The sequence below is a fragment of the Massilia atriviolacea genome (assembly GCF_003953935.1).
Lineage (GTDB): Bacteria > Pseudomonadota > Gammaproteobacteria > Burkholderiales > Burkholderiaceae_D > Telluria_A > Telluria_A atriviolacea.
Map to the genome: position 1 here is coordinate 1 of NZ_RXLQ01000027.1, position 24,324 is coordinate 24,324.

At 65.2% G+C, this 24,324-nt stretch carries 20 protein-coding genes and 1 pseudogene; 17 read left to right on the forward strand and 4 right to left on the reverse strand.

The window, feature by feature from the left end:
- From EJB06_RS29650 to recA, 3 genes and pseudogenes are all read right to left on the reverse strand, one after another.
- Positions 1-1,629, reverse strand: a pseudogene (locus EJB06_RS29650) (RHS repeat protein); the annotation flags it as partial.
- 536 nt (positions 1,630-2,165) lie between these two features.
- The gene (gene recX, locus EJB06_RS29655) at positions 2,166-2,621 is read right to left on the reverse strand and encodes a recombination regulator RecX (RefSeq protein ID WP_126077630.1); all 456 of its coding nucleotides are present in this window, start codon (positions 2,619-2,621) and stop codon (positions 2,166-2,168) included.
- Positions 2,622-2,636: 15 nt separating this feature from the next.
- Positions 2,637-3,716, reverse strand: coding sequence for a recombinase RecA (gene recA, locus EJB06_RS29660; RefSeq protein ID WP_126077631.1), 1,080 nt, complete (start codon positions 3,714-3,716; stop codon positions 2,637-2,639).
- Positions 3,717-3,889: 173 nt separating this feature from the next.
- Here recA and EJB06_RS29665 point away from each other — a divergent pair, with 173 nt between their 5' ends.
- The 11 genes from EJB06_RS29665 to EJB06_RS29715 all read left to right on the forward strand — a co-directional run bounded on the left by EJB06_RS29665 (position 3,890) and on the right by EJB06_RS29715 (position 18,409).
- Complete coding sequence (locus EJB06_RS29665) at positions 3,890-4,600, forward strand: response regulator (protein ID WP_126077632.1); 711 nt, start codon at positions 3,890-3,892, stop codon at positions 4,598-4,600.
- Complete coding sequence (locus tag EJB06_RS29670; RefSeq protein ID WP_229427349.1) at positions 4,597-6,141, forward strand: sensor histidine kinase; 1,545 nt, start codon at positions 4,597-4,599, stop codon at positions 6,139-6,141. The genes EJB06_RS29665 and EJB06_RS29670 overlap by 4 nt, the downstream gene beginning before the upstream one ends.
- Entirely contained in the window at positions 6,141-6,455 is a 315-nt protein-coding gene (locus EJB06_RS29675; protein WP_126077633.1) for a DUF4212 domain-containing protein, read from the forward strand. The genes EJB06_RS29670 and EJB06_RS29675 overlap by 1 nt, the downstream gene beginning before the upstream one ends.
- The gene (locus tag EJB06_RS29680; protein WP_126077634.1) at positions 6,452-8,500 is read left to right on the forward strand and encodes a sodium:solute symporter family protein; all 2,049 of its coding nucleotides are present in this window, start codon (positions 6,452-6,454) and stop codon (positions 8,498-8,500) included. The genes EJB06_RS29675 and EJB06_RS29680 overlap by 4 nt, the downstream gene beginning before the upstream one ends.
- Positions 8,501-8,633: 133 nt before the next feature.
- On the forward strand, positions 8,634-10,697 hold the full coding sequence (locus EJB06_RS29685; protein ID WP_126077635.1) for an alpha/beta hydrolase family protein: 2,064 nt from the start codon (positions 8,634-8,636) through the stop codon (positions 10,695-10,697).
- A gap of 86 nt (positions 10,698-10,783) precedes the next feature.
- Positions 10,784-12,859, forward strand: coding sequence for an alpha/beta hydrolase family protein (locus EJB06_RS29690; RefSeq protein ID WP_126077636.1), 2,076 nt, complete (start codon positions 10,784-10,786; stop codon positions 12,857-12,859).
- A gap of 15 nt (positions 12,860-12,874) precedes the next feature.
- The gene (locus EJB06_RS29695) at positions 12,875-13,240 is read left to right on the forward strand and encodes an MmcQ/YjbR family DNA-binding protein (protein WP_126077637.1); all 366 of its coding nucleotides are present in this window, start codon (positions 12,875-12,877) and stop codon (positions 13,238-13,240) included.
- Positions 13,241-13,394: 154 nt separating this feature from the next.
- Entirely contained in the window at positions 13,395-15,833 is a 2,439-nt protein-coding gene (locus tag EJB06_RS29700; RefSeq protein ID WP_126077638.1) for an acylase, read from the forward strand.
- A gap of 129 nt (positions 15,834-15,962) precedes the next feature.
- A complete protein-coding gene (locus tag EJB06_RS29705) occupies positions 15,963-17,180 on the forward strand; it encodes a 6-phosphofructokinase (protein WP_126077639.1) in 1,218 nt (405 codons plus the stop codon).
- Between the two features lie 126 nt (positions 17,181-17,306).
- Positions 17,307-18,071 carry a penicillin acylase family protein gene (locus EJB06_RS29710; RefSeq protein ID WP_164558074.1) on the forward strand — a complete coding sequence of 255 codons (765 nt, stop codon included), beginning with the start codon at positions 17,307-17,309 and terminating at the stop codon, positions 18,069-18,071.
- An 80-nt stretch (positions 18,072-18,151) separates the two neighbouring features.
- Positions 18,152-18,409: a hypothetical protein gene (locus EJB06_RS29715; protein ID WP_126077641.1), complete on the forward strand. Its 258-nt coding sequence runs from the start codon at positions 18,152-18,154 to the stop codon at positions 18,407-18,409.
- 116 nt (positions 18,410-18,525) lie between these two features.
- Here the strand turns inward: EJB06_RS29715 and purM are convergent, their stop codons facing one another.
- The gene (purM, locus tag EJB06_RS29720; RefSeq protein ID WP_126077642.1) at positions 18,526-19,569 is read right to left on the reverse strand and encodes a phosphoribosylformylglycinamidine cyclo-ligase; all 1,044 of its coding nucleotides are present in this window, start codon (positions 19,567-19,569) and stop codon (positions 18,526-18,528) included.
- 255 nt (positions 19,570-19,824) lie between these two features.
- On the opposite strand from purM, the gene hda reads away from it, so the two are divergent.
- The 6 genes from hda (at position 19,825) to panB (ending at position 24,318) form a co-directional block, all read left to right on the forward strand.
- Positions 19,825-20,508, forward strand: coding sequence for a DnaA regulatory inactivator Hda (hda, locus tag EJB06_RS29725; protein ID WP_126077643.1), 684 nt, complete (start codon positions 19,825-19,827; stop codon positions 20,506-20,508).
- The gene (locus EJB06_RS29730) at positions 20,505-21,179 is read left to right on the forward strand and encodes a histidinol-phosphatase (RefSeq protein WP_126077644.1); all 675 of its coding nucleotides are present in this window, start codon (positions 20,505-20,507) and stop codon (positions 21,177-21,179) included. The genes hda and EJB06_RS29730 overlap by 4 nt, the downstream gene beginning before the upstream one ends.
- The gene (gene pcnB, locus EJB06_RS29735) at positions 21,172-22,569 is read left to right on the forward strand and encodes a polynucleotide adenylyltransferase PcnB (RefSeq protein ID WP_126077645.1); all 1,398 of its coding nucleotides are present in this window, start codon (positions 21,172-21,174) and stop codon (positions 22,567-22,569) included. The genes EJB06_RS29730 and pcnB overlap by 8 nt, the downstream gene beginning before the upstream one ends.
- Positions 22,566-23,039, forward strand: a complete 474-nt coding sequence (gene folK / locus EJB06_RS29740; protein ID WP_126077646.1) for a 2-amino-4-hydroxy-6-hydroxymethyldihydropteridine diphosphokinase — start codon at positions 22,566-22,568, stop codon at positions 23,037-23,039. The genes pcnB and folK overlap by 4 nt, the downstream gene beginning before the upstream one ends.
- A 1-nt stretch (position 23,040) precedes the next feature.
- The gene (locus EJB06_RS29745) at positions 23,041-23,388 is read left to right on the forward strand and encodes a DMT family protein (protein WP_126077647.1); all 348 of its coding nucleotides are present in this window, start codon (positions 23,041-23,043) and stop codon (positions 23,386-23,388) included.
- Between the two features lie 69 nt (positions 23,389-23,457).
- Positions 23,458-24,318 (forward strand): 3-methyl-2-oxobutanoate hydroxymethyltransferase, encoded by an 861-nt coding sequence (gene panB / locus EJB06_RS29750; protein ID WP_126077648.1) that lies wholly within the window; start codon positions 23,458-23,460, stop codon positions 24,316-24,318.
- Positions 24,319-24,324 lie beyond the last annotated feature (6 nt).

Sequence of the window (24,324 nt, forward strand, 5' to 3'; positions counted from 1 at the left end):
GGTGTACGCGGTGACCGTGCCGTTAACATCGGTGACGGTGCTGATGTTGGCCTTGTCGTCGTACTTGATGCTTTTGCGGGCAGATTTGGAGCCAGCGCCTGCCGGTTGATCTTGGGAGGTGGTCCGCCGAACGCCTAACAATGACGTATAACTGTACACAACGTCGGCGCCAAGTGGTTCCGTGACAGTAGTGGCATCGGTATGATAGTTAAACCGGTATTTCTGTACACCGCCAGCGTGTTCTGTCGATAAGGCTTTGCCAGTGAAATCATAGGTGTATGTCGCATAGCGTGCGCCGTTTTCATCGACGATACCAGTGAGCGCAAATGGAAGATTGGTGCCTTTTGTATAAGCGGGCTCATTGTACAAGTACGTCCGGACTTTTTCGTCGGGATAGGTCACCGACGATACGGATCCAAAGGCGTTGTAGGCATATCTGTAGATTCCACCTTCTGGCGTCGTCATGGTTTCGATGCGACCAGCACTGTCGTGCGTGAATGTCAGTGCGCGGCCATAAGGGTCTTCCACGGATTGCAGCAGGCGTGACGGTGAGTTCACGCCGCTCCCGGCAGGAGACGCAACATAGGTGAAGGTTTGTACCAGGCCGCCACGGGAGGTGATTGTCTGAATATAGCCGTCAAGGCCATAGCGTTCAGTTGAATCATTGGCTGCGTTATACACTTCATTGGCAATTTTTGCCCCGTCAAGACCGTAAACAGGGGTCAATCGGTCATTCACATTGGCTGCCGGATTTCGATCCGTGGCGTTGCCGAATTTGATAACCGAGCCGTTACCACGTTGCAGGGAAAAATCGTTTGCCAGAGTTGAAAACATCGGACGGAAGCAACGCATTTTCCCCGTCCAGGCTCCCAAGGCCCAATAGCACTGGGCACTTCTGGGCCGTTCAGGTAATGGATCATTCTGCACAGGATCCTGCGTCTTGTTCAAATCCAGGCCCGTGATCTGGTAGTTGTGCTCCCATCCGTTGCGGTCACTGCGGTAGGTTCGTACGAATTTCAAGCCACCTGGGCCGCCGCTTTGATAGTCGACTTCGACCTGCTCTTTCAAGCCGGTGGAGTGATAGACCGGATTTCCTGTTTTTTCCGGAATGGGCACGGGTTTGCCGGGATTGCTGCACGGATCACACTCGGGCTCTGGCTGACTGCCCTCAGCCAAACAAACGTAGTCGACCGTGCGGCCGGTAGGGGTCGTCGTGTAGTTTTCCGACACCATGCGGTAAGCTTTGGGGCACTCTGGAATCATGCTGATGTGGTTCGCCCTGTTCGGGCGTGGCACCCACGTATCGTACGATTTCGTCTTGGGGTTATATTCAAGGGATTCCAATTTATAGCCTTGGTTTGCGCGACGGCCATTGTAGAAAATTTTATCGACTGCATCCTCCATGCCAACAACACGCTGGTGAGCGAGTCCAGTTCCAGGGTCTCGTTGTGTACTCAAATGCGGGTTAATACTGCTGTAGGCCGCTTGCACGCTGTCATACTTCACGTCCGTGAGAACTGTGTAGTAATAGCTGGGCTCAACCCTCGCTGGCCGCGCCGACGCCGGCTGGCTCAGCCCCGCAAGCCCGCATATAAGCGCGATGGCGAGCACCTTGATATTTCGAATCATTAAATTGCCTTTAGAATTGACGGGATCGCGGATGACGTGCTTAACCGAGGCGGAAGAGAAGAAATCCGCGCTTGCGGACAATTGTCGGCATTGCAGCGATGGTTTCGCTGCAGCGAAGGCGGAGTTTACACTAGGAAATTAACTGAAAGACTATCTAATTATCACTGCGGCATCTGCGAACAACCAGGTCATCCACACCATTATGTCCACCGGCAAACCGCTCTGGACTGAATAGGCAGTGCGGGCACAACGCTGATCGGCTCTCCCTGGAAAACCCTGTAGTGGCAGCCGGTGGCACAGCGGAAACTTGAAGGAATGAAACAGGGCGGAAAAGCGTAGCGCCTTCCACCGTTGAGGAGTATGACGGGCGTACCACCCCGGCATACGGCGAAAGGCGCTCCGCTTTTCCGCCCATGGGGTGCCCCTGAGGCGTGGCGCCAGCGTTGCGGCGCACTGCCAGGTCCTGTTGCAACAAAGACCTGCATGTCAAAAAATATAGCGTTCAGAAATAATGCATATTCAGCATCCGGACCGGCTTACTCATCCTCCGGATCGCGCCCCTGCATGGCAGCCTTGACCGCGCGCTGCGAAAACCCGCGCTGCATCAAAAACCGCATCTGCTTGTTGCGCTCGGCGGGATCGCTCGCCACCGTGCCGTACTTGCGCTCCCACACGTCGCGGGCGCGCGCCATCTCGCTGTCGGCCAAGCCCGCCTTGAGTTCCTGCAAGGCTTCGCCCTTGACCCCGTGACTTTGCAGCTCGGCCATGATGCGGCTGTTGCCGAAGCGCGCAGAGCGGCGGTGGATCAGGGATTCGGAAAAACGTTCCTGCGACAGCCAGTTGTTTTTTTCAAGAAAATCGAGCAGGGCGTCGACATCGTCGCCCTCCTCCGCATGGCGCGCCAGCTTGCGCCCCAGTTCAAGCCGGCTGTGCTCGCGCATCGACAGATAGCGCAGGGCACGGCCTTTCAGGCTCAGATGGGGTGCTGCCATCGCCACGCCCGCCGATTACTCGGGGACAGCCTTCAGCTTGGGCGCCTTGGCAGGCTCCTCGCCACCGGCCGGCGGCAGTTCGCGCACGCCCAGGGCCACGCGCACCTTGTTTTCGATCTCGCGCGCCAGCGCCGGACGCTCCTTGAGGAAGATGCGCGCATTATCCTTGCCCTGGCCGATACGTTCGCCGTTATAGCTGTACCAGGAACCCGACTTCTCGACGATCTTGTTATCCGCACCCAGATCCAGGATCTCGCCTTCGCGCGATGTGCCTTCTCCATACAGGATGTCGAAGTGCGCTTCCTTGAACGGCGGCGCGATCTTGTTCTTGACGACCTTGACCTTGGTTTCGTTACCGATGACTTCGTCGCCGGACTTGATCGAGCCGGTGCGGCGGATGTCCAGGCGCACGGACGCATAGAACTTGAGCGCGTTGCCGCCGGTGGTGGTTTCCGGGCTGCCGAACATGACGCCGATCTTCATGCGGATCTGGTTGATGAAGATCACCAGGGTGTTGGTGCGGTTGATCGAACCGGTCAGCTTGCGCAGGGCCTGGGACATCAGGCGCGCTTGCAGACCCGGCAGGGAATCGCCCATGTCGCCTTCGATCTCGGCGCGCGGGGTCAGGGCCGCCACCGAGTCGATCACGACCAGGTCGACGCTGCCCGAACGCACCAGCGCGTCCGTGATTTCCAGCGCCTGTTCGCCCGTGTCCGGCTGCGAAATGAGCAGTTCGGACAGGTTGATGCCCAGTTTTTGGGCATAGCCGACGTCGAGCGCGTGCTCGGCATCGATAAAGGCGCAGGTGCCGCCCAGTTTTTGCATTTGCGCGATGGTCTGCAGGGTCAGCGTGGTTTTACCCGACGATTCCGGACCGTAGATCTCGACCACGCGGCCGCGCGGCAGGCCGCCGACGCCGAGCGCGATGTCCAGGCCGAGCGAGCCGGTCGAGACGACCTGCACTTCTTCGACCGGTGCGTTGCCGTCCATGCGCATGACGGAGCCCTTGCCGAACTGCTTTTCAATCTGCGCCAGGGCAGCGGCCAGCGCCTTGCCCTTCTCGCCAGCGTTTAATGCGGTTTTCTTATCGTCCATAATTTTCTTTCAGTCCAGATAGTGGTCCAGATCAAGGGCGGATGTCGCGTCACAGGCAGTACTGTACAAATAAACAGTGGTTTATGCAAGCGGCACGCGCCCGATTTCAAAAAAATTCCCGGCCTTGCGGCAAATGAAACACAATAGACTTAATTAGACGTCCCGGTGCTCCCATGCGTATTTTACTTGCCGAAGATGATAGCGTGCTGGCCGATGGATTGACGCGCTCCCTGCGCCAGTCCGGCTACGCCATCGATTGTGTGAAGAACGGTCAGGAAGCCGATACCGCCCTGTCCACCCAGGAATTCGACCTGCTGATCCTCGACCTGGGCTTGCCGCGCCTGTCCGGGCTGGAAGTGCTGCGCCGCCTGCGCGCGCGCGCCTCCCTGCTGCCGGTGCTGATCCTGACCGCCGCCGATTCGATCGAGCAGCGCGTCAACGGGCTGGACCTGGGCGCCGACGATTACATGGCCAAGCCCTTCGCCCTGTCCGAGCTGGAGGCGCGCGTGCGCGCCCTGACCCGGCGCGGCGCCGGCGGCGGCGCGGCCGTGGTGCGCCACGGTCCGCTGGCCTACGACCAGGTCGGGCGCAGCGCCTATATCAACGAGCAGATGCTGGACCTGTCGGCGCGCGAACTGGGCCTGCTCGAAATCCTGCTGGCGCGCGCCGGCCGCCTGGTGTCCAAGGAACAGCTGGTCGACCACCTGTGCGAATGGGGCGAGGAAGTGTCGAACAACGCCATCGAAGTGTATGTGCACCGCCTGCGCAAGAAGATCGAGGTGGGCGGGGTGCGCATCGCCACCGTGCGCGGGCTCGGCTACTGCCTGGAAAAATACGCCGACGCCAGCCGCGCCGGCCTCGACGCGGGCGCGACATCGAAGTGAGCCTGCGCGACGCCGCCCCGGCGCCGCCGGATGCGCCGCGTGCGCCGAATGCGCCCGATGCCGCCGACGCGCTGTACGTGCCGCCCGCCGCCGAACCCGAGGAGAACATCCAGCATTCCCTGTTCGGCGAAATCCTCGACTGGATGCTGGCCCCCCTGCTGCTGCTGTGGCCGATGAGCATCGCCATCACCTACCTGGTGGCCAAGTCGATCGCCAACCAGCCCTTCGACCACGCGCTGGAAGACAGCATCACCGTGCTGGCCCAGCAGGTGCGCGAGGTCGACGGCAAGGTGCTCTCGCGCCTGCCCGGCAGCGCGCGCGACATCCTGCGCGCCGACGATGTGGACCAGGTGTTCATCCAGATTACCGGCCCGCGCCGCGAGCACGTCGACGGCGACCGCGACCTGCCGCTGCCGCCCGACGACGAACGCCTGCGCAACGGGCGCGTGCATTTTCGCAATGAATCGATGCACGGCACGCCGGTGCGCATCGCTTTTTCCTACGTCAACCTGCGCCCGCTGGCGAAACGCGGCGACGAACCCTGGGCCGCGCTGGTGCAGGTGGCCGAAACCCTGGACAAGCGCGCCCAGCTCGCCAACGAAATCATCAAGGGCGTGATCCTGCCCCAGTTCATCATCCTGCCGATCGTGCTGGCCCTGGTCTGGTTCGCCCTGGCGCGCGGCCTGTCGCCGCTGGCGCAGTTGCAGGAACGCATACGCGCGCGCCGCCCGGACGATTTGTCGCCGATCGATTCGCGCCAGGTGCCGGAAGAAATCTCGCCCCTGGTCGGCTCGCTCAACGACATGCTCGAGCGCCTCTCGCAAACCATCGAAATGCAGAAGCGCTTCATCGCCGACGCCGCGCACCAGATGAAAACCCCGCTGGCCGGCATGCGCATGCAGTCCGAACTGGCGCTGCGCCAGCTCGACCCCGACGAAATCCGCCGTTCGCTGGAACAGCTGGCCAAGAGTTCGGAATCGGCCACGCGCCTGGTCAACCAGCTGCTGGCCCTGGCGCGCGCCGAAAACCAGCCCAACGCCGGCCTGGCCTACGAGCAACTGGACCTGTGCGAGAGCGCGCGCGACACCGTCCAGGACTGGGTGCAAGCCTCGTTCGCGCACCGCATCGACCTCGGCTTCGAGCAGCCCGATGATCCGGTGCCGATCGCCGCCAACGCCATGATGCTGCGCGAACTGCTGTCCAACCTGATCGACAACGCCCTGCGCTACACCCCGGCCGGCGGCAGCGTCACCGTGCGCGTGCGGCGCGAGGATGCGTTGGCGATCCTGGAAGTGGAAGACACCGGGCCCGGCATCGCCCCGGCCGAGCGCGCCCACGTGTTCGAACGCTTCTACCGCATCCTCGGCAACAGCGCGCCCGGCAGCGGCCTGGGGCTGGCCATCGTGCGCGAGATCGCCCAGCAGCACGGGGCCGAGGTCGACATTTTCAACAATCCGCGCAGCGCGCACAACAAGTCGCCCGGCTGCCTGTTCCGCCTGAGCTTCCCGCCGCCGCGCGTCACCGACGAGGACCCCGACTGATGCCGACCAGCCTGGCCCCCGTGGCCGACCAGCGCCGCCGCCTCATGGCCGCGCGCCGCGCGCACTGGCGCCGCACGCGCCGCCTCACGGCCATCCTGCTGCTGGTGTGGCTGGCGGCCGGCTTTTGCACCGTGTTCTTCGCGCGTGAACTGGCGGCCTGGTCGCTGGCCGGCTGGCCGCTGCCGTTCTACCTGGCGGCCCAGGGCGCCTCGCTGGTCTACCTCGCCATCCTCGGCGTCTACGTGCTGGCCATGCAGCGCGCCGACCGCCGCTTCGTGGCCGCGCTGAAAGCGACCGGCGAGGTGGCGCCGTGAGCGCCCCGCTTCCCGCGTTCCGGCGCCTGAGCGTGTATTACCTGTGGTTTACGGTCTGCTTCGTCGCCTTCATCGCCTCGCTCGCCCTGCTCGAGCGCGAAGGCATGCCGCGCGTCTGGCTCGGCTACCTGTACATGTTCGCCACCATCGTGCTGTACGCCGCCATCGGCGTGATCAGCCGCACCTCGAACGTGACAGAATACTATGTGGCGGGGCGGCGCGTGCCGGCCCTGTTCAACGGCATGGCCACCGCCGCCGACTGGATTTCGGCGGCCAGCTTCATCAGCCTGGCCGGCGGGCTGTACCTGCACGGCTTCGACGGCCTGGCCTACATCATGGGCTGGACCGGCGGCTATTGCCTGGTGGCGCTGCTGATCGCGCCCTACCTGCGCAAGTTCGCCCAGTACACCATCCCCGACTTCCTGGCGGCGCGCTACGGCGGCGGCGCCGGCGGACGCGGCGGGCCGGTGCGGGTGATGGCGGTGGGCGCCACCATCATCGTCTCGTTCACCTATGTGGTGGCGCAGATCTACGCGGTCGGGCTGATCGCCTCGCGCTTTACCGGGGTCGATTTCTCGGTCGGGATTTTCCTCGGGCTGGCCAGCATCCTGGTGTGCTCGTTTTTGGGCGGCATGCGCGCCATCACCTGGACCCAGGTGGCGCAGTACATCATCATCCTGGTGGCATTCTTGCTGCCGACCATGTGGCTGTCGCACAAGCATGCCGACAATCCGGTGCCGCAGGTCGCCTACGGCGCCGTCATGCCCAAGCTGGCCGCGCGCGAAGCCGAACTCGAACGCGATCCGCGCGAACGCGAGGTGCGCGCCATCTTCGCCCAGCGCGCCGCCGCCTACGGGGCGCTGGCGGCGGGCCTGCCCGGCTCGTGGGAAAGCGGGCGGCGCGCGGTCCAGCAGCGCCTCGACGCGGTGCGCCTGCGCAATGCCACCCTGGGCGAGATCCGCGCCGCCGAGCGCGCGCTGGTGCTCTATCCCAAGAGCGCGGAAGAAGCCGCGCGCCTGTGGAGCACGGCGCGCGCGGCCAACCTGGCGCGCTCGCGGCCGCCCCAGCCGCACGCCACGCCCTTTCCCGGGGCCGACCGCGCCGCCTCCGACATCCGCCGCAACAATTTCCTGGCGCTGGTGTTTTGCCTGATGCTGGGCACGGCGGCGCTGCCGCACATCCTGATGCGTTCCTACACCACCGCCTCGGTGCACGATACCCGCGTCTCGGTGTTCTGGACCCTGTTCTTCATCCTGCTGATCTACCTGTCGATCCCGGCGCTGGCGGTGCTCATCAAGTACGACCTGTACAGCACGCTGGTGGGCACCAAATTTTCGCACCTGCCCAGCTGGATCGGCTACTGGGCCAATGTCGACAAGCTCAATCCGCTGATCAGCATTGCCGACATCAACCGCGACGGCATCGTGCAGCTGGCCGAAATCGCCATCGACGGCGACATGCTGGTGCTGGCCACGCCCGAAATCGGCGGCTTGCCCTACGTGATCTCGGGCCTGGTGGCGGCCGGCGGGCTGGCGGCGGCGCTGTCCACGGCGGACGGCTTGCTGCTGGCCATTTCCAACGCGCTCTCGCACGACTTTTACTACAAGGTGGCCGACCCGGGCGCCTCGACCCAGAAGCGGGTCACCATTTCCAAGCTCCTGCTGCTGGCCGTGGCCTTCATCGCCGCCTACGCGGCCTCGCAGAAACCGGCCGACATCCTGTCGCTGGTGGGGGCGGCCTTTTCGCTGGCGGCCTCGACCCTTTTTCCGGCGCTGGTGCTGGGCGTGTTCTGGAAGCGCGCCAACCACGCCGGCGCGCTGGCCGGCATGGCGGCCGGTTTCGGCGTCTGCCTGTACTACATGCTGCACACCAATCCCATCCTCGGCGGCAGCGCGGCCGGCCAGTGGTTCCACATCGCGCCCATGTCGGCCGGCGTGTTCGGGGTGCCGGCCGGGGTGCTGGTGCTGGTCGCGACCAGCCTGCTGACGCGCGCGCCGGACGCGCGCGCGCGCGGCCTGGTCGACCATGTACGCGCGCCCGAATGACGAATTGTCGTAACAATGCCGCAGCGCGTGGCGGCGCTACCGTGCGCGCTCGCAGCCGATCCGGCAAGCCGCTAGGATGATCGGGGCGACGCACCGCGCCGTCCTTGTTTGCATCCACGATTAGCGAGGTCCCATGTCCGGCTACCTGCCGCATCCGCTGCATCTGCTGCGCCTGCTGCGCATTGCGCTCCTGTGCGCCTGCGCCTTGGCGAGCCCGTCATTCAGCGCCGCCGCCGGCGCCGCGCCGCCGCCAGCGCTGGCCGACTTCTTCGACAACCCGGCCTTCAGCGCGGCGCGGCTCTCGCCCAGCGGCAAGTTCATCGCCGTGCGCTACAACAAGGACAACCAGCGCGACCGCCTGGTCGTGATCGACCTGGCCGACCACGCCATCAAGGTGGTGGCCAGCTTTGCCGACCGCGATGTCGGCAATTTTCAGTGGGTCAACAACGAGCGCCTGGTGCTCGATACCACCGACAAGACCATCGGCCCGGGCGACGAGCGCTACTGGCCAGGCCTGTACGCGGTCAACCGCGACGGCAGCCGCTTCCGCCAGCTGGTCCAGGCCAGCGGCGCCTTCCTGCAGGAACGCGTGGTGGCGAACAACATATTGCCGCCCAACCATTTCCTGGTCGAGCAGACCGGCGCGCAAAACTCGGACGAGGTCTACGTCATCAACCCCAAGCGCGAGGGCATGCATGGCGACGGCGACCTCAAGCACGTTAACCTGCTGCGCCTCAATACCGTCACCGGCCGCAGCGAAACGGTGCGCCGTCCGGGGCAGGCGATCGGCTGGCTGCTCGACCACAAGGGCGAGCCGCGCATCTGCATCACCCTGGACAAGAACATGCAGACGATCTGGTACCTGGAACCGGCCAGCAATCAATGGCGCGAGATCGCCGCCTTCGACGCCTACCTGGGCGGCAAGGATGCCTTCATGCCGCTGGCCTTCGCCCCGGACGGCACCTTCTACGTGAAGAGTGCCAGGGGCAAGGACAAGCAGGCCCTGCATACCTTCGACCTCAGCACCCTGCAGCTCAGCGCCGAGCCGCTGGTGGTGCTGGCCGATTACGATTTCGACGGCGAGCTGGTCACCACGCGCGACAAGCTGCTCGGCGTGCGCTACCTGAGCGACGCCCGCTCGACCGTGTGGTTCGACGCCCGCATGAAGGCCCTGCAGGCCGCCATCGACAGCGCCCTGCCCGCCACCGTCAACCTGGTCGACGTGCCGGCGCGCGCCGAGGCGCCCTGGGTGCTGGTGCGCTCGTATTCCGACAAGCAACCGCAGCGCTACCTGCTGTACCACGCCGAGAGCGGCAAGTTCAACGCGGTCGGCAGCACCCACGAACGCATCGTGCCGGCCCGGATGGCCGAGCAGGAACTGGTGCGCTACAAGGCGCGCGACGGCTTGCCGGTCCCGGCCTGGCTGACCTTGCCCAACAGGGAGGCGGAGGGCAAGCGCCAGCGCCTGCCGCTGGTGCTGCTGGTGCACGGCGGCCCGTACGTGCGCGGCGGCGAATGGGGCTGGTCGGCCGAGGGCCAGTTCCTGGCCTCGCGCGGCTACGCCGTGCTGGAACCGGAATTTCGCGGCAGCACCGGCTTCGGCAAGGCGCACTACCACGCCGGCTGGAAGCAATGGGGCCTGAAGATGCAGGACGACCTGGCCGACGCCGCCAAGTGGGCCATCGCCCAAGGCATCGCCGACCCTAAGCGCATCTGCATCGCCGGCGCCAGCTACGGCGGCTACGCCACCCTGATGGGACTGGTCAACGATCCGGCCCTGTTCCAGTGCGGTATCAACTGGGTCGGCGTGACCGACATCAAACTGCTCTACACGGGGCACTGGAGCTTTACCTCGGACATGAGCGCCGGCTACCTGAAATACGGTGCGCCGGCCCTGATCGGCGATCCGGTCAAGGATGCGGCCCAGCTGCACGCCACCTCGCCGCTGCAGCAGGCCGCGCGCATCCGCCAGCCGCTGCTGCTGGCCTACGGCGCGGTCGACCGGCGCGTGCCCCTGTACCACGGCAAGAAGTTCGTCGAGGCGCTCAAGCCCCACAATGCCCAGGTGGAATGGGTGGTGTACGAGGAAGAAGCGCATGGCTGGTCGCTGCCGAAGAACCGCATCGATTTCTGGGGCCGGGTCGAAAAATTCTTGCAGCGCCATATCGGCACGGCAGGCGCGGCCGGCGACGGATAATGCTGGCGTCAACATGGGCAAAACGCTACTATTGACAGAATGGACAGGAAGAAACTGTCCTTTCTTTCTCCCTAACGAGCCCGCCCATGTCCTTCCCCCTGCCGTCCGTCCTGCGTATTGCCGCCCTGCTCGCCTGCGCCCTGGCCGCGCCCGCCTTTGCCGCCGAGGCGGTGCCGCCGGCGCCGCCGCCGCTTGCCGATTTTTTCAACAACTCGGCCTTCAGCGATGCCGAGCTCTCGCCCAATGGCAAGTACCTGGCCGTGCGCTATTCCAACGACAACAAGCGCGACCGCCTGATCGTGATCGACCTGGCCACCAACGCCATGAAGATCGTGGCCCAGTTCGCCGACCGCGATGTCCGTACCTTCCAGTGGGTCAACGACGAGCGCCTGGTGCTGGACTCGACCGACAAGACCATCGGCCAGGGCGACGCCGTCGACGGCCCGGGCCTGTTCGCGGTGAACCGCGACGGCAGCAATTTCAGGCAACTGGTGCACGTCAATTACAGCGCCATCCAGGACCGCAGCGTGGCCAAGAACACCTTGCCGCCGAATCACTACCTGGTGACGCAACAAGGTGCGCAGAATTCCGACGATGTGTACGTGATCAATCCCAAGCGCGACGGCATCGACGACAACGGCGACATCACCCACGTCAACCTGGTGCGCCTGAACACCGTGACCGGGCGTTCGGAAACGGTCAAGCGGCCGGGCCTGGCCCAGGGCTGGCTGCTCGACCACAAGGGCGAGCCGCGCCTGTGCGTGGTGGTGGAAAAGAACATCCAGACCATCTGGTACCGCGATCCGGTTACCAATGAATGGCGCACCCTGGCCTCGTTCGACGCCTATGTGGGCGGCAAGGAAGCCTTCACCCCGCTCGCCTTCGGCCCGGACGGCACCCTGTACGTGCGCAGCGACGCCGGCAAGGACAAGATGGCGCTGCACACCTTCGACCTGGCGACCCGGCGCGTCAGCGCGGAGCCGCTGGTGGTGCTGGCCGATTTCGACTTCAGCGGCAGGCTGATCACCTCGGGCGACAAGCTGCTCGGGGTGCGCTACCTGAGCGACGCCCGTTCCACCGTGTGGTTCGACAGCAAGATGAAAGCCTTGCAGGCGACCATCGACGCCGCCCTGCCCGCCACCGCCAACCTGATCAATCCACCCGCGCGCGCCGGCAGCCCCTGGGTGCTGGTGCAATCGTATTCCGACAAGCAACCCGAGTACTACGCCCTGTACAACCTCGAGACCGGCAAGTTCACCGGCGTCGGCGGCACCCACGAGCGCATCGTGCCGGGCCGGATGGCCGCGCAGGAACTGGTGCGCGTCAAGGCGCGCGACGGCTTGCCGCTGCCGGCCTGGCTGACCCTGCCCCCTGGCACGGCGGCAGGCACAGCGGCAGGCACGGCGGCAGGCACGGCGGTAGGCACGGCGGTAGGCAAGCGCAAGGCGCTGCCGATGGTGGTGCTGGTGCACGGCGGCCCCTACCTGCGCGGCCACGAATGGAGCTGGTCGGCCGACAGCCAGTTCCTGGCCTCGCGCGGCTACGCCGTGCTGGAACCCGAATTTCGCGGCAGCACCGGTTTCGGCACCAAGCACTACAAGGCCGGCTGGAAGCAATGGGGCTTGAAGATGCAGGACGATATTGCCGACGCCACCAAATGGGCGATTGCCGAAGGCATTGCCGACCCCAAACGCATCTGCATCGCCGGCGCCAGCTATGGCGGCTACGCCACCCTGATGGGCCTGGTGAACGATCCGGCCCTGTACAAATGCGGCATCAACTGGGTGGGCGTGACCGACATCAAGCTGCTGTATTCCGGCCACTGGAGCTTTCACTCCGACATCAACAGCAACTTCCTGAAATACGGCGCGCCGACCCTGATCGGCGACCCGGACAAGGATGCGGCCCAGCTGAACGCCACCTCGCCGCTGCTACAGGCCGCGCGCATCACCCAGCCGCTGCTGATGGCCTACGGCGCGGCCGACCGCCGCGTGCCCCTGTATCACGGCAAGAAATTCCACGACGCCGTCAGCGCCAACAACCCCAACGTCGAATGGGTGGTGTACCAGGAAGAAGGCCATGGCTGGTCGTTGCCAAAAAACCGCATCGACTTCTGGGGCCGGGTCGAAAAATTTCTGGGGCGCCACATCGGCACGCCCTGAAACGCGTCCACTGTCATGAACACGCAACAGTTACAGGCGCGCTGCCGCGCATTTGCGCAGGCGACCGAGACCTTGCACGGGAGCCCGAGCAATATCCTGGTGTACGCGGTGGGTGGAAAAAAATTTGCCTACTTCAAGACCAGCGAACCGGAAATCAACCGCTTCAGCCTGCGCGTGGCGCCCGAACTCTTCCTCGGGCTGACCGGCATGCCTGGGGTGAAACCGGCGCGCTACATGGGCCGCTTTCATTGGGTGACGGTGGTCGATGTGTGCAGTTTTCCGCACGACTGGCTGGAACAATTGCTGGCCTGGTCGTACCGCAAGGCGCGCGCCTCGCTTAGCAAGGCAGAGCTCGCCGCACTGGACGGCGAGGCGCCGTGACGGCGCTGGCGTGCACTGGCCGGCACGGCGCCGGCGGCGTATTTCTACCACGCCCGCCAGCGATTCTCAAAGTTATTATTTCTACAATTTTGATGGTATTTCGATATAAAATATCGCACTGCCGCGCCATCGCCGTATCTGACAAGAGACCTACATGACTATCCCATTCCAGTATCACCGCGCGCCCCGCCTGCTGGCGCTCGCCGGCGCCATCGCCATCGCCCTCGCCGGCTGCAGCAGCGACGATTCCCCCGCCACCAAGCCGGCCGATCCGGTCAAGCCGGGCGAACCGGCGGCCAAATACCAGGCCGAGATCAGCCGTACCTCGTTCGGCGTGCCGCACATCAAGGCCAACGATGAAGGCAGCCTCGCCTACGGCGTGGCCTATGCCTACTCGCAAGACAATGTCTGCCTGCTGGCCGACGAATTCACCACCGTCAGCGGCGAGCGCTCCAGGCACTTCGGCCCGACCGCCACGCGCCAGACCTCGGACATCCCGAACCTGCAGACCGATTTCTTCTACCGCATCATCAACGACGAGGAGTCGGTCAAGACCGCCCTGGCCGCCCATGCGGCGCCGATGAAGGCGATGATCGAAGGCTACGTCGCCGGCTACAACGATTACCTCGAAAAAACCGGCATGAACAACCTGCCTGCCGCCTGCAGGAACGGTTCCTGGGTGCGCAAGGTGACCGAGCTGGACATGGTCAAGCTGCTGCGCCGCTACGCCGCCGAAGCGAGTTCCGGCCAGTTCATCGGCGCCATGGTCGGCGCCACCCCGCCCGGCCAGGCTCCCCTGATGCCGGCAGTCCCGCCCAAGGCCGGCACGCACCCGATGGACCCGGCCTACTGGGACGCGATGCGCGAACGCACCGGCAGCAATGCCGTGGCGCTGGGCAAGGACGCGACCGACAACGGCCAGGGCATGCTGCTCGGCACCCCGCACTTCCCATGGCGCGGCGCGCTGCGCTTCTACCAGATGCACCTGACCATCCCCGGCAAGCTGGACGCGATGGGCGCCGCCCTCGGCGGCATGCCGATGGTCAATATCGGCTTCAACCAGACCCTGGCCTGGACCCACACGGTCAACAATTCGGCCCACTTCACGGTGCACATGCTGGCGCTCGACCCGGGCGACCCGACCAAATACATCGTCGACGGCAAGCCGCAGGCCATGACCCGCAAGACCGTCAATGTCGAGGTCAAGGGCGCCGACGGCGCGATCGCCACCCAGAGCCGCACCTTCTACAGCAGCCAGTACGGCCCGGTGGTGGTGATTCCCGGCCAGCTCGACTGGAATGCCGGCATGGCGTATTCGCTCAACGACGCCAACCTCGCCAACCACCGCATGCTGGAACAGTGGTACGGCATGACGACCGCGCGCACCATGGACGAGTTCAAGGGCGCGATCGACCGCACCGTCGGCCTGCCATGGGTTAACACCCTGGCCGTCGACAAGGACGGCAGCGCCCTGTTCATGGATGTCACAGTGGTGCCGCATGTCAGCACCGCCAAGCAGCAAGCCTGCGTGCCGGCGCCGTTCAAGCCGCTGGCCGCGCGCGGCCTGTTCGTGCTCAGCGGCGCGAGCAGCGCCTGCGCCCCCGGCACCGACAGCGGCGCGCCGCAGCCGGGCATCTTCGCCGGCGCCAGCCTGCCGCGCCTGGTGCGCAGCGATTACGTGCAAAACTCCAACGACAGCGCCTGGCTCTCCAATCCGCAGGCGCCGCTGACCGGCTTCCCGGACATCGTCAGCGTCGACAATGTCGAACAGTTCGGCCGCACCCGCCTCGGCATCACCCAGGTGCAGAAACGCCTGGCCGGCACCGACGGCCTGGCCGGACGCAAGATGACCATCCCGCAACTGCAAGCCTTGGCCCTCGGCAACCGCGTGTATTACGCCGACCAGGTGATGGATGACGTGCTGGCCCTGTGCCGCAGCGACGCCGGCGCCGGCGCCGACCTCGTGACCGCCTGCGCGCGCCTGAACCAGTGGGACCGCACCGTCAACCTCGACAGCAACATCGGCTACCTCTACTTTACCGGCCTGTGGGAACGCATCGTGCGCGTGCCGGGCGTGTGGGCGGTGCCGTTCAATCCGGCCGACCCGGTCAACACCCCGCGCGGCCTGAACCTGGACAACCCGGCCAGCGCGACCGCGGTGCGCCAGGCGCTGGCGGCGGCGGCCCAGGACGTGGCGAAGCTGGGCGTGTCGCAGGATGCGCGCTGGGGCGACGTCCAGCTGGCCACGCGCGGCGCGAAACGCATCCCTATCCACGGCGGCAAGGGCGGCGACGGCGTGTATAACGCGATCGGCAACGTGCTGGCCGGCGACGGCAAGCTGGAAGTGATCTACGGCACTAGCTACATCCAGACCGTCAGCTTCAACCAGGACGGCCCGCAAGTGCAGGCCATGCTGGCGTACTCGCAATCGACCGACCCGGCCTCGAAGCATTTCGCCGACCAGACCGAGCGCTTCTCGAAGAAGGAATGGATCACCCAGCCTTACACGGAAGCGCAGATCAAGGCCGATCCGGCGTTCTCGACGATGACGGTGACGCGCAAGGCCGACGGCACGCTGGCCGCCAAGCCCTGAGCCGTCAGCCCTCGGAGGTACAGACTCGGATGTAAAGAAACAGGCAGTCGGCCGCCCAGGCGCTAGACTGCCTGTTTGCTGTTGGCCGTTCGTCCGCTGATCGCTGCTTATCACCTCAAGGAGATGCACATGTCGTCAGGAAAAATTCTGGTCGCACAGGGAGGCGGACCGACCGCCGTCATCAACCAGTCGATGGTCGGGGTGGTGCTCGAAGCGCGCCGCTTCCGCAACGTCACGCGCGTCTACGGCGCCATGCACGGGGTGCGCGGCATCGTCGACGAAGACTTCATCGACCTGACCCAGGAAACCAGCCACAACCTGGAACTGGTCGGCAAGACGCCCTCCTCGGCGCTCGGCTCGACCCGCGACAAGCCCGACATCGCGTACTGCCAGAAAATTTTCGACGTCCTGCGCGCGCACGAGATCGAGCACTTTTTCTACATCGGCGGCAACGATTCCTCCGACACGGTGCGCATCGTCAGCCTGGAGGCGCAAAAGGCCGGCTACCCGCTGCGCTGCATTCACATTCCCAAAACCATCGATAACGATTTGGTCGGCAACGACCACACGCCCGGCTTTCCCTCGGCGGCGCGGTTTGTCGCGCAAGCCTTCGCCGGCGCCAACCTCGACAACGCGGCCCTGCCCGGCGTGTACGTGGGCGTGGTGATGGGGCGCCACGCGGGCTTCCTGACCGCCGCCGCCGCGCTCGGCAAGAAATTCCCCGACGACGGCCCGCACCTGATCTACCTGCCCGAACGCACCTTCGTGCTCGGGCAATTCCTGGCCGACGTCCAGGCCGCCTACGCGCGCTACGGGCGCTGCGTGATCGCCGTGTCCGAAGGCATCCACGACGCCTCCGGCGAAGCGATCGCCAGCCTGCTGGCCAAGGACATCGAACGCGATGCGCACGGCAATGTGCAGCTGTCCGGCACCGGCGCGCTGGCCGATCTGCTGTGCGAGGAAATCAAATCCAAGCTCGGCATCAAGCGCGTGCGCGGCGATACCTTCGGTTACCTGCAGCGTTCCTTCATCGGCTGCGTGTCGGACGTGGACCAGCGCGAGGCGCGCGAAGTCGGCGAAAAAGCGGTGCAGTTCGCCATGTGGGGCGAGCGCGACGGCTCGGTGGCGATCAAGCGCACCGGCTACTACTCGGTCGACTACGAGCTGGTGCCGCTGGACAGCGTGGCCGGCAAGACGCGCGTGATGGAAGACATCTTCATCAGCGAGAGCGGCACCGACGTCACCGACGCCTTCCGCCTGTACCTGCGCCCGCTGCTCGGCTCCGGCATGCCGGACGCCTTCCGCCTGCGGCCGGCGCCGGTCGAGAAGATCCTCGGCAAAACATAGGCAAGCCGCAGGTACCGCCGGATGCGCCGCCCTGGCGCATCCGGCTGTGCTTTTCGCATGTCGATTGTTTCGGCAACACAAACGAAGCAACACTGCGGTCCCGTCAACTTCCCGACCTGGACCGCCATGACTGTGCTACCCCCTTCGCCTTCCCTACTGCTGCGCACGGGCGCCGCCGCCACGCTGCTGGCGCTGGCCGCCTGCGGCGACAAGGACGGCACGCCGGCCGAAGCGGCGCCGGCCTACGCCGCCGAGATCCGCCGCACCGCCTACGGCATCCCCCACATCAAGGCCGACGACGATGGCGGCCTCGGCTTCGGCATCGGCTATGCCTACGCGCAAGACAATGCCTGCCTGCTGGCCGAGCGCATCGTCACCGCCAACGGCGAACGCGCCAAGTATTTCGGCGCCGAGGCGCGCGGCGCCACCGCCGACACCGCGCCCAACCTTGCCTCCGACTTTTTCTATCGCCTGATCAACGAACCGGACGCGGTGGCGGCCGCCTGGCAGCAGCAGCCGGCGCCGATGCGCGCCCTGGTCGAAGGCTACGTCGCCGGTTACAACCAGTACCTTGAGGAGCGCGGCAAGGACGGCCTGCCGGACGCCTGCAAGAACGCGCCATGGGTGCGCAGCATGAGCAGCGCCGACATGATGAAAATCGTGCGCCGCTACGCCGCCGAAGGCGCGGGCAGCCATTTCATCGAGGCGCTGGTGGCGGCCGTGCCGCCGGGCACGACCGTGCCGACCAGACCGGCTGTTCTCAAGCAAGACCTGGCACACCCTGCCCTTTACGGAAGCGCAGATCGCGGCCGACCCGGCCTACAAGCGCATTGCCATCAGTCGCAAGGCCAAGGGCGCGCAGTAACGGCGGCGCAACACACACGCCGCTGAGGAAAGACAGAACGTTTTTAAAACGGCATTGGTAAGGGAGCTGTGTTAAGTTATGGTTACTGTTCTTGAGTGGAACGATGATGAAAAACCTGCTCCTGGCGTGTCTGTGTTTTCCCCTCCTGCTAGCGGCCTGCAACGGGCCGCTCGACGTCACCCTGGCCGACAGCGGCGACCCGGTCAAGAGCGAGGCGCTGAAAAAGGCGCTGTCGCCGGAAGAAGCCGAGCTGCTCGTTTCCTACGTGGCGCAGCACACGATGGCCCAGGACATCGATTACAGGATGACCGTCAAGCAAGCCATCGCGGCGCGCCGCAAGGAACTCGCGGCAAACCAACAGTAAATATCGCTGGCGCCGCTGTCGGACCAGCTCATCGACGCACTGCGGCATGACACGGATCAAAAAAAGCGGACGGGACCCGAAGGCGCCGTCCGCTTTTTGCGCAAGCGCAAGCTGTGTCAGCTGACGATGGTCTGGTGCTCGTCGCCTTCGCGCGCGCGGATCGTGCCGATGCGCGAGACCGTCTCGCCGGCCGCCTGCAACTGCGCAAACGCCGCGTCGGCGTTTTCTTTCGAGACGATGACGATCATGCCGATGCCGCAGTTGAACACGCGGTGCATTTCGGCGTCGGCCACGCCGCCGTGCTGTTGCAGCCACTGGAACAGCGGCGGCATGGTCCATGCCGTCGAATCGAGCACCGCCGTCAGCCCCGGCTGCAGCACGCGCGGCACGTTTTCGACCAGTCCGCCGCCGGTGATGTGCACCATGCCCTTCACTTCCATCGCCTCCATCAGCGCCAGCAGCGGCTTGACGTAAATACGGGTCGGCTCCATCAGCACGTCGGCCAGCGGACGGCCGTGGAAGTCGGCGTTCAGGTCCGGCTTGGCCACCTCGATGATCTTGCGCACCAGCGAGTACCCGTTCGAGTGCACGCCCGACGAGGCCAGCCCCAGCACCACGTCGCCCGGAGCGATCTTGCTGCCGTCGATGATCTTCGATTTTTCCACCGCGCCGACCGCGAAACCGGCCAGGTCGTACTCGCCGGCCGGGTACATGCTCGGCATTTCCGCCGTTTCGCCGCCGATCAGGGCGCAACCGGCCTGCTCGCAGCCCTGGGCGATGCCCTTGACGACGGCGGTGGCGGTCGGCACGTCCAGCTTGCCGCAAGCAAAATAATCGAGGAAGAACAGGGGCTCGGCGCCCTGCACCAGGATGTCGTTGACGCTCATGGCGACCAGGTCGATGCCGACCGTGTCATGGCGGTTCAGTTCGAACGCGAGACGCAGCTTGGTGCCCACGCCGTCGGTGCCGGATACCAGCACCGGCTCCTTGAACTTCTTGCTGATCTCGAACAGCGCGCCGAAACCGCCGATGCCGCCCATGACGCCTTCGCGCATGGTTTTCTTGGCAAACGGCTTGATCGCTTCGACCAGGGCGTCGCCCGCATCGATATCGACACCGGCGTCGCGGTAGGAGAGGGAAACATTAGAAAGTTGGCTCATGGTGTATTTGGCAGCGGAGGCGGTAAAATAGAAGGCGGCGAACCGATTCGAGCCGCGCACGGCCCAGAACTGGCTAATCCGCTATTTTATCAAAATGCCCCGTCCACAGCCGATTTAACCCACATTACAACAATAAGATGCTATTTCTCTCTCCCAAAGCACCGCAGTACCGGGCCGGCCAGCCGCCACCCCCACGATCCGTGTGGCAGCTTCTATAATGATGCCTGATGTAGACGACGGCGCAAGAATGAACTCATGAAACAGCTGGTACTCGATTTGGGCGCAGAGCAGGCGCACAGCCTCGATACCTTCGAGGTAGGGCAAAATGCCGAACTGGCGCACCTGATGCACCAGTTCGCGGAGCGCCGTTCGCGCGAACATTTCGCCTACCTGTGGGGCGAAACCGGCGCCGGCAAGACCCACCTGCTGCAGGCGCTGGCCGCCACGCCGGCCTCGCGCTACATCGCCTGCAACGCGCCCGAGTGCGAATTCACGTTCACGCCCGACACCACCCTGTACCTGCTGGACGACTGCGAGCAGCTCTCGCCGCAGGCCCAGATCGACGCCTTCGCCCTGTTCAACCAGATCCGCGAACACGGCGCCTACATGGTCAGCACCGGTCCGGTGCCGCCGGTGGTGCTGCCGGTGCGCGAAGACCTGCGCACGCGCATGGGCTGGGGCCTGATCTACCAGATCCACGGCCTGGCCGACGAACAGAAGATCGCCGCCCTCACGCACGCCGCCGAGGCGCGCGGTTTGACCTTGTCGGCCAGCGTGTTACCCTATCTGCTGTCCCATTTCAAGCGCGACATGCGCTCCCTGTCGACGATGCTAGACGCACTCGATCAGTATTCCCTCGAAACCCAGCGACCGGTGACCCTGCCGTTGCTGCGCGATTTACTATTACAAGCCAACCCGCAAGCGGACACCAAAGAATGAAGAACCTGGCGCTGTTTGACCTGGACCACACCCTGCTGCCGATCGATTCGGACCACGAATGGGGCGAATTTTTAGTCCGCACCGGCGCCGTCGACGCGGTCGCATTCAAACGCCGCAACGACGAATTTTTCGAGCAGTACCAGGCCGGCACCATCGACCCGGTCGAGTACCTCGAATTCGCGCTCGGCACCCTGGCGCGCTTCCCGCGCCGGGAACTCGACGCCATGCACGCGCGCTTCATGGCCGACGTGATCGAACCGGCCATCCTGCCGCGCGCACGCGCGCTGCTGCGCCAGCACCAGGACGCGGGCGACCTGGTGGCGATCGTCACCGCCACCAACCGCTACGTGACCGCGCCGATCGCCAGGGCGCTGGGCGTGCAGCACCTGATCGCCGCCATCCCCGAAGAGGACGAACACGGCAACCTGACCGGCAAACTGGTCGGCGTGCCGACCCAGGGCGCGGGCAAGGTCACCCACACCCACGCCTGGCTGGCGCAGATGGGCACCTCGCTCGATGGCTTCGGGCGCAGCCACTTCTACAGCGACTCGCACAACGATCTCCCCCTTCTGTCCGTCGTCACCCACCCCGTCGCGACCAACCCGAACGCCGTGCTGACAACTCACGCCACACGGCTTGGCTGGCCTTTACTCCATCTATTCAATGATTAAAAAATTCATCCGCAAAATCCTCGGCGTCAAAGACAAGCAGCCGGTACGCGACCTGACCGAACCCGTGATCCTGGGGCCGGCGGAGCACGGGATCGACCCCAGGCTGCTGTCGTCGAACGCGATCCGCGTGACCCAGACATTGCAGGAGGCGGGCTTCAAGGCGTTCGTGGTGGGCGGCGCCGTGCGCGACCTGCTGCTGTCGGTCAAGCCGAAGGACTTCGACATCGCCACCGATGCCACGCCCGAACAGGTCAAGCGCCTGTTCCGGCGCGCCTTCATCATCGGCAAGCGCTTCCAGATCGTGCACGTGATGTTCGGCTCCGACCTGCTGGAGGTGACCACCTTCCGCGGCGCCGGCGAGTCCAACGCCCCCAAGGACGAACACGGGCGGGTCCTGCGCGACAATAACTTCGGCCCCCAGCACGAAGACGCGATGCGGCGCGACTTCACCATCAACGCCATGTACTACGATCCGGCCACCCAGGTGGTGCTGGACTACCACGGCGGCATCGCCGACATCCGCGACAAGACCCTGCGCATCATCGGCCAGCCCGAAGCGCGCTACCGCGAAGACCCGGTGCGCCTGCTGCGCGTGGTGCGCTTCGCCGCGCGCCTGGGTTTCACGATCGAGCCGCACACGCGCGAACCGATTCCGATCATGGCTCCCCTGATCAACAACGTGCCGGCCGCGCGCGTGTTCGACGAAATGCTCAAGCTGCTCATGAGCGGCCACGCGCTGGCCTGCCTGCAGCAACTGCGCAAGGAAGGCCTGCACCACGGCCTGCTGCCGCTGCTCGACGTGGTGCTGGAGCAGCCGATCGGCATGAAGTTCGTGACCCTGGCGCTGGAGTCGACCGACAACCGCGTCAAGGCCGGCAAGGGCGTCTCGCCGGGCTTCCTGTTTGCCTCGCTGCTGTGGCACCAGGTCGTGGAAAAATGGACCGCCTACCGCGCCGCCGGCGAGTCGCCGATTCCGGCGCTGCACCTGGCCGCCGACGACGTGCTCGATTCGCAGACCGAAAAACTGGCCCTGCAGCGCAAGATCGGCTCGGACATGCGCGACATCTGGTCGATGCAGCCGCGCTTCGAACGGCGCAACGGCAAGGCCCCGTACAAGCTGCTGGAACACCCGCGCTTCCGCGCCGGCTACGACTTCCTGCTGCTGCGCTGCGAGTCGGGCGAGATCGAGATGGAGATCGGCGAATGGTGGACCGCGTTCTATGAAGGCGACGCCGTCGAACGCGAAAACCTGCTCACCAGCGCCGTCGCCGCGCCGGGCGGCGCCAAGCGCAAGCGCGCGCCACGGCGCGCACCGCGCAACCGCGCCAATGGCGAGGGCGGCGACAACGCCGCCACGACCACCAGCGGCAGCACCAGCGGCGACGAATGATCGCCTACGTCGGCATCGGCGCCAACCTGGGCGACGCGCGCGCCAACGTGGCCGACGCCCTGCTGCGCCTGGGCGCGCTGCCCGGCAGCCGCCTGCTGGCGCAGTCGCCGGCGTACCGCACCGCGCCCATCGATTCCTCGGGCGACGACTACATCAACGCGGTGGCCTGCATCGACACGCCCCTGGGCGCGCAAGAGCTGCTGGCCGCGCTGCAGGCGATCGAACTGGCGCACGGGCGCGAACGGCCCTACCGCAACGCCCCGCGCACGCTCGACCTGGACGTGCTGCTGTACAACGATGAACGCATCGACACGCCCGCCTTGCAAGTGCCGCATCCGCGCATGCTGGAGCGCGCCTTCGTGCTGGTGCCGCTGCTGGACATCGCCCCCGCCATCGACGTGCCCGGCCATGGTCCGGCGCGCGCCTTCCTGCCCGGCGTGGCCGGCCAGGCCATCGAACGACTGAACTGATATGCAGATTCCGATTTTTGTGCAGACCGCGGGCCTGCTGGTGCTGTCCAACATTTTCATGACGATCGCCTGGTACGGCCACCTGAAGAACATGTCGAGCAAGGCGTGGTGGTATGCGGCGCTGGTCAGCTGGGCCATCGCCCTGTTCGAATACCTGCTGCAGGTGCCGGCCAACCGCATCGGCCACACCCAGTACAGCCTGGCGCAGCTGAAGATCCTGCAGGAAGCCATCACCCTCACCGTGTTCGTCCCGTTCGCGATGTTCTACATGGGCGAGCCGTTCAAGCTCGATTACGTCTGGGCCGGGCTGTGCCTGGTGGGCGCGGTCTACTTCATCTTTCGCAGCTGACCGGGCACGTTCCGGCGGTTCGCATTACACTATGCGCCGTTGCGACCATTTTGATATCAAAGGACTATTATGAGCGGCTATCTGCAGGGGAAAGACATGGCGGGCGTTGATACGCCGGCGCCTGTCAAACCGGTGATGACGAAGGCGGTGACGATTCCATCGCTGAACGCGATGCGCGCTTCGGGCGCCAGGATCGCGATGCTGACCTGCTACGACGCCAGCTTCGCGACCCTGATGGACCGCTGCGGCGTGGAAGTGCTGCTGATCGGCGATTCGCTGGGCATGGTCTGCAATGGACACCATTCGACCCTGCCGGTCACGGTGGCCGAGATCGCGTACCACACGGCCGCCGTGGCGCGCGGGAACAAGAGCGCGATGGTGCTGGCCGATATGCCTTTCGGCAGCTACGGCACGCCGGAAGCGGCCTTCAACAACGCCGTGCAGCTGATGCAGGCCGGCGCCCACATGGTCAAGATCGAGGGCGGCGCCTGGCTGGCCGAGACGGTGCGCTTCCTGACCGAGCGCGCCATTCCGGTGTGCGCGCACCTGGGCCTCACGCCCCAGTCGGTGCACCAGTTGGGCGGCTACAAGGTGCAGGGCAAGTCGATCGAAAGCGCGGCCCAGCTCAAGGCCGATGCGCTGGCGCTGGAAGCGGCCGGTGCGGCGATGGCGCTGTTCGAGGCGATTCCGAGTTCGCTGGGCAAGGAGCTGACCGAGGCGCTCAAGGTGCCGACCATCGGCATCGGTGCGGGACCGGACTGCTCGGGCCAGGTGCTGGTCATGCACGACATCCTGGGCGTGTTCCCGGGACGTAAGGCGCGCTTCGTGAAGAACTTCATGGAAGGGCAGACCAGCATCGACGCCGCCGTCAGCGCGTATGTGGACGCGGTCAAGGACGGCAGTTTCCCGGCGCTCGAGCACTGCTTCTGAGCCCGC

Bases quoted from the DNA above. Each gene is read 5' to 3' on its own strand.
- EJB06_RS29745 (WP_126077647.1), top strand. From the start codon at position 23,041: ATGCAGATTCCGATTTTTGTGCAGACCGCGGGCCTGCTGGTGCTGTCC.
- EJB06_RS29710 (WP_164558074.1), top strand. From the start codon at position 17,307: ATGACTGTGCTACCCCCTTCGCCTTCCCTACTGCTGCGCACGGGCGCC.
- recX (WP_126077630.1), bottom strand. From the start codon at position 2,621: ATGGCAGCACCCCATCTGAGCCTGAAAGGCCGTGCCCTGCGCTATCTG.
- EJB06_RS29705 (WP_126077639.1), top strand. From the start codon at position 15,963: ATGTCGTCAGGAAAAATTCTGGTCGCACAGGGAGGCGGACCGACCGCC.
- panB (WP_126077648.1), top strand. From the start codon at position 23,458: ATGAGCGGCTATCTGCAGGGGAAAGACATGGCGGGCGTTGATACGCCG.
- purM (WP_126077642.1), bottom strand. From the start codon at position 19,569: ATGAGCCAACTTTCTAATGTTTCCCTCTCCTACCGCGACGCCGGTGTC.
- EJB06_RS29675 (WP_126077633.1), top strand. From the start codon at position 6,141: ATGCCGACCAGCCTGGCCCCCGTGGCCGACCAGCGCCGCCGCCTCATG.
- EJB06_RS29695 (WP_126077637.1), top strand. From the start codon at position 12,875: ATGAACACGCAACAGTTACAGGCGCGCTGCCGCGCATTTGCGCAGGCG.
- hda (WP_126077643.1), top strand. From the start codon at position 19,825: ATGAAACAGCTGGTACTCGATTTGGGCGCAGAGCAGGCGCACAGCCTC.
- recA (WP_126077631.1), bottom strand. From the start codon at position 3,716: ATGGACGATAAGAAAACCGCATTAAACGCTGGCGAGAAGGGCAAGGCG.
- pcnB (WP_126077645.1), top strand. From the start codon at position 21,172: ATGATTAAAAAATTCATCCGCAAAATCCTCGGCGTCAAAGACAAGCAG.
- EJB06_RS29690 (WP_126077636.1), top strand. From the start codon at position 10,784: ATGTCCTTCCCCCTGCCGTCCGTCCTGCGTATTGCCGCCCTGCTCGCC.
- EJB06_RS29700 (WP_126077638.1), top strand. From the start codon at position 13,395: ATGACTATCCCATTCCAGTATCACCGCGCGCCCCGCCTGCTGGCGCTC.
- EJB06_RS29715 (WP_126077641.1), top strand. From the start codon at position 18,152: ATGAAAAACCTGCTCCTGGCGTGTCTGTGTTTTCCCCTCCTGCTAGCG.
- EJB06_RS29685 (WP_126077635.1), top strand. From the start codon at position 8,634: ATGTCCGGCTACCTGCCGCATCCGCTGCATCTGCTGCGCCTGCTGCGC.
- folK (WP_126077646.1), top strand. From the start codon at position 22,566: ATGATCGCCTACGTCGGCATCGGCGCCAACCTGGGCGACGCGCGCGCC.
- EJB06_RS29730 (WP_126077644.1), top strand. From the start codon at position 20,505: ATGAAGAACCTGGCGCTGTTTGACCTGGACCACACCCTGCTGCCGATC.
- EJB06_RS29665 (WP_126077632.1), top strand. From the start codon at position 3,890: ATGCGTATTTTACTTGCCGAAGATGATAGCGTGCTGGCCGATGGATTG.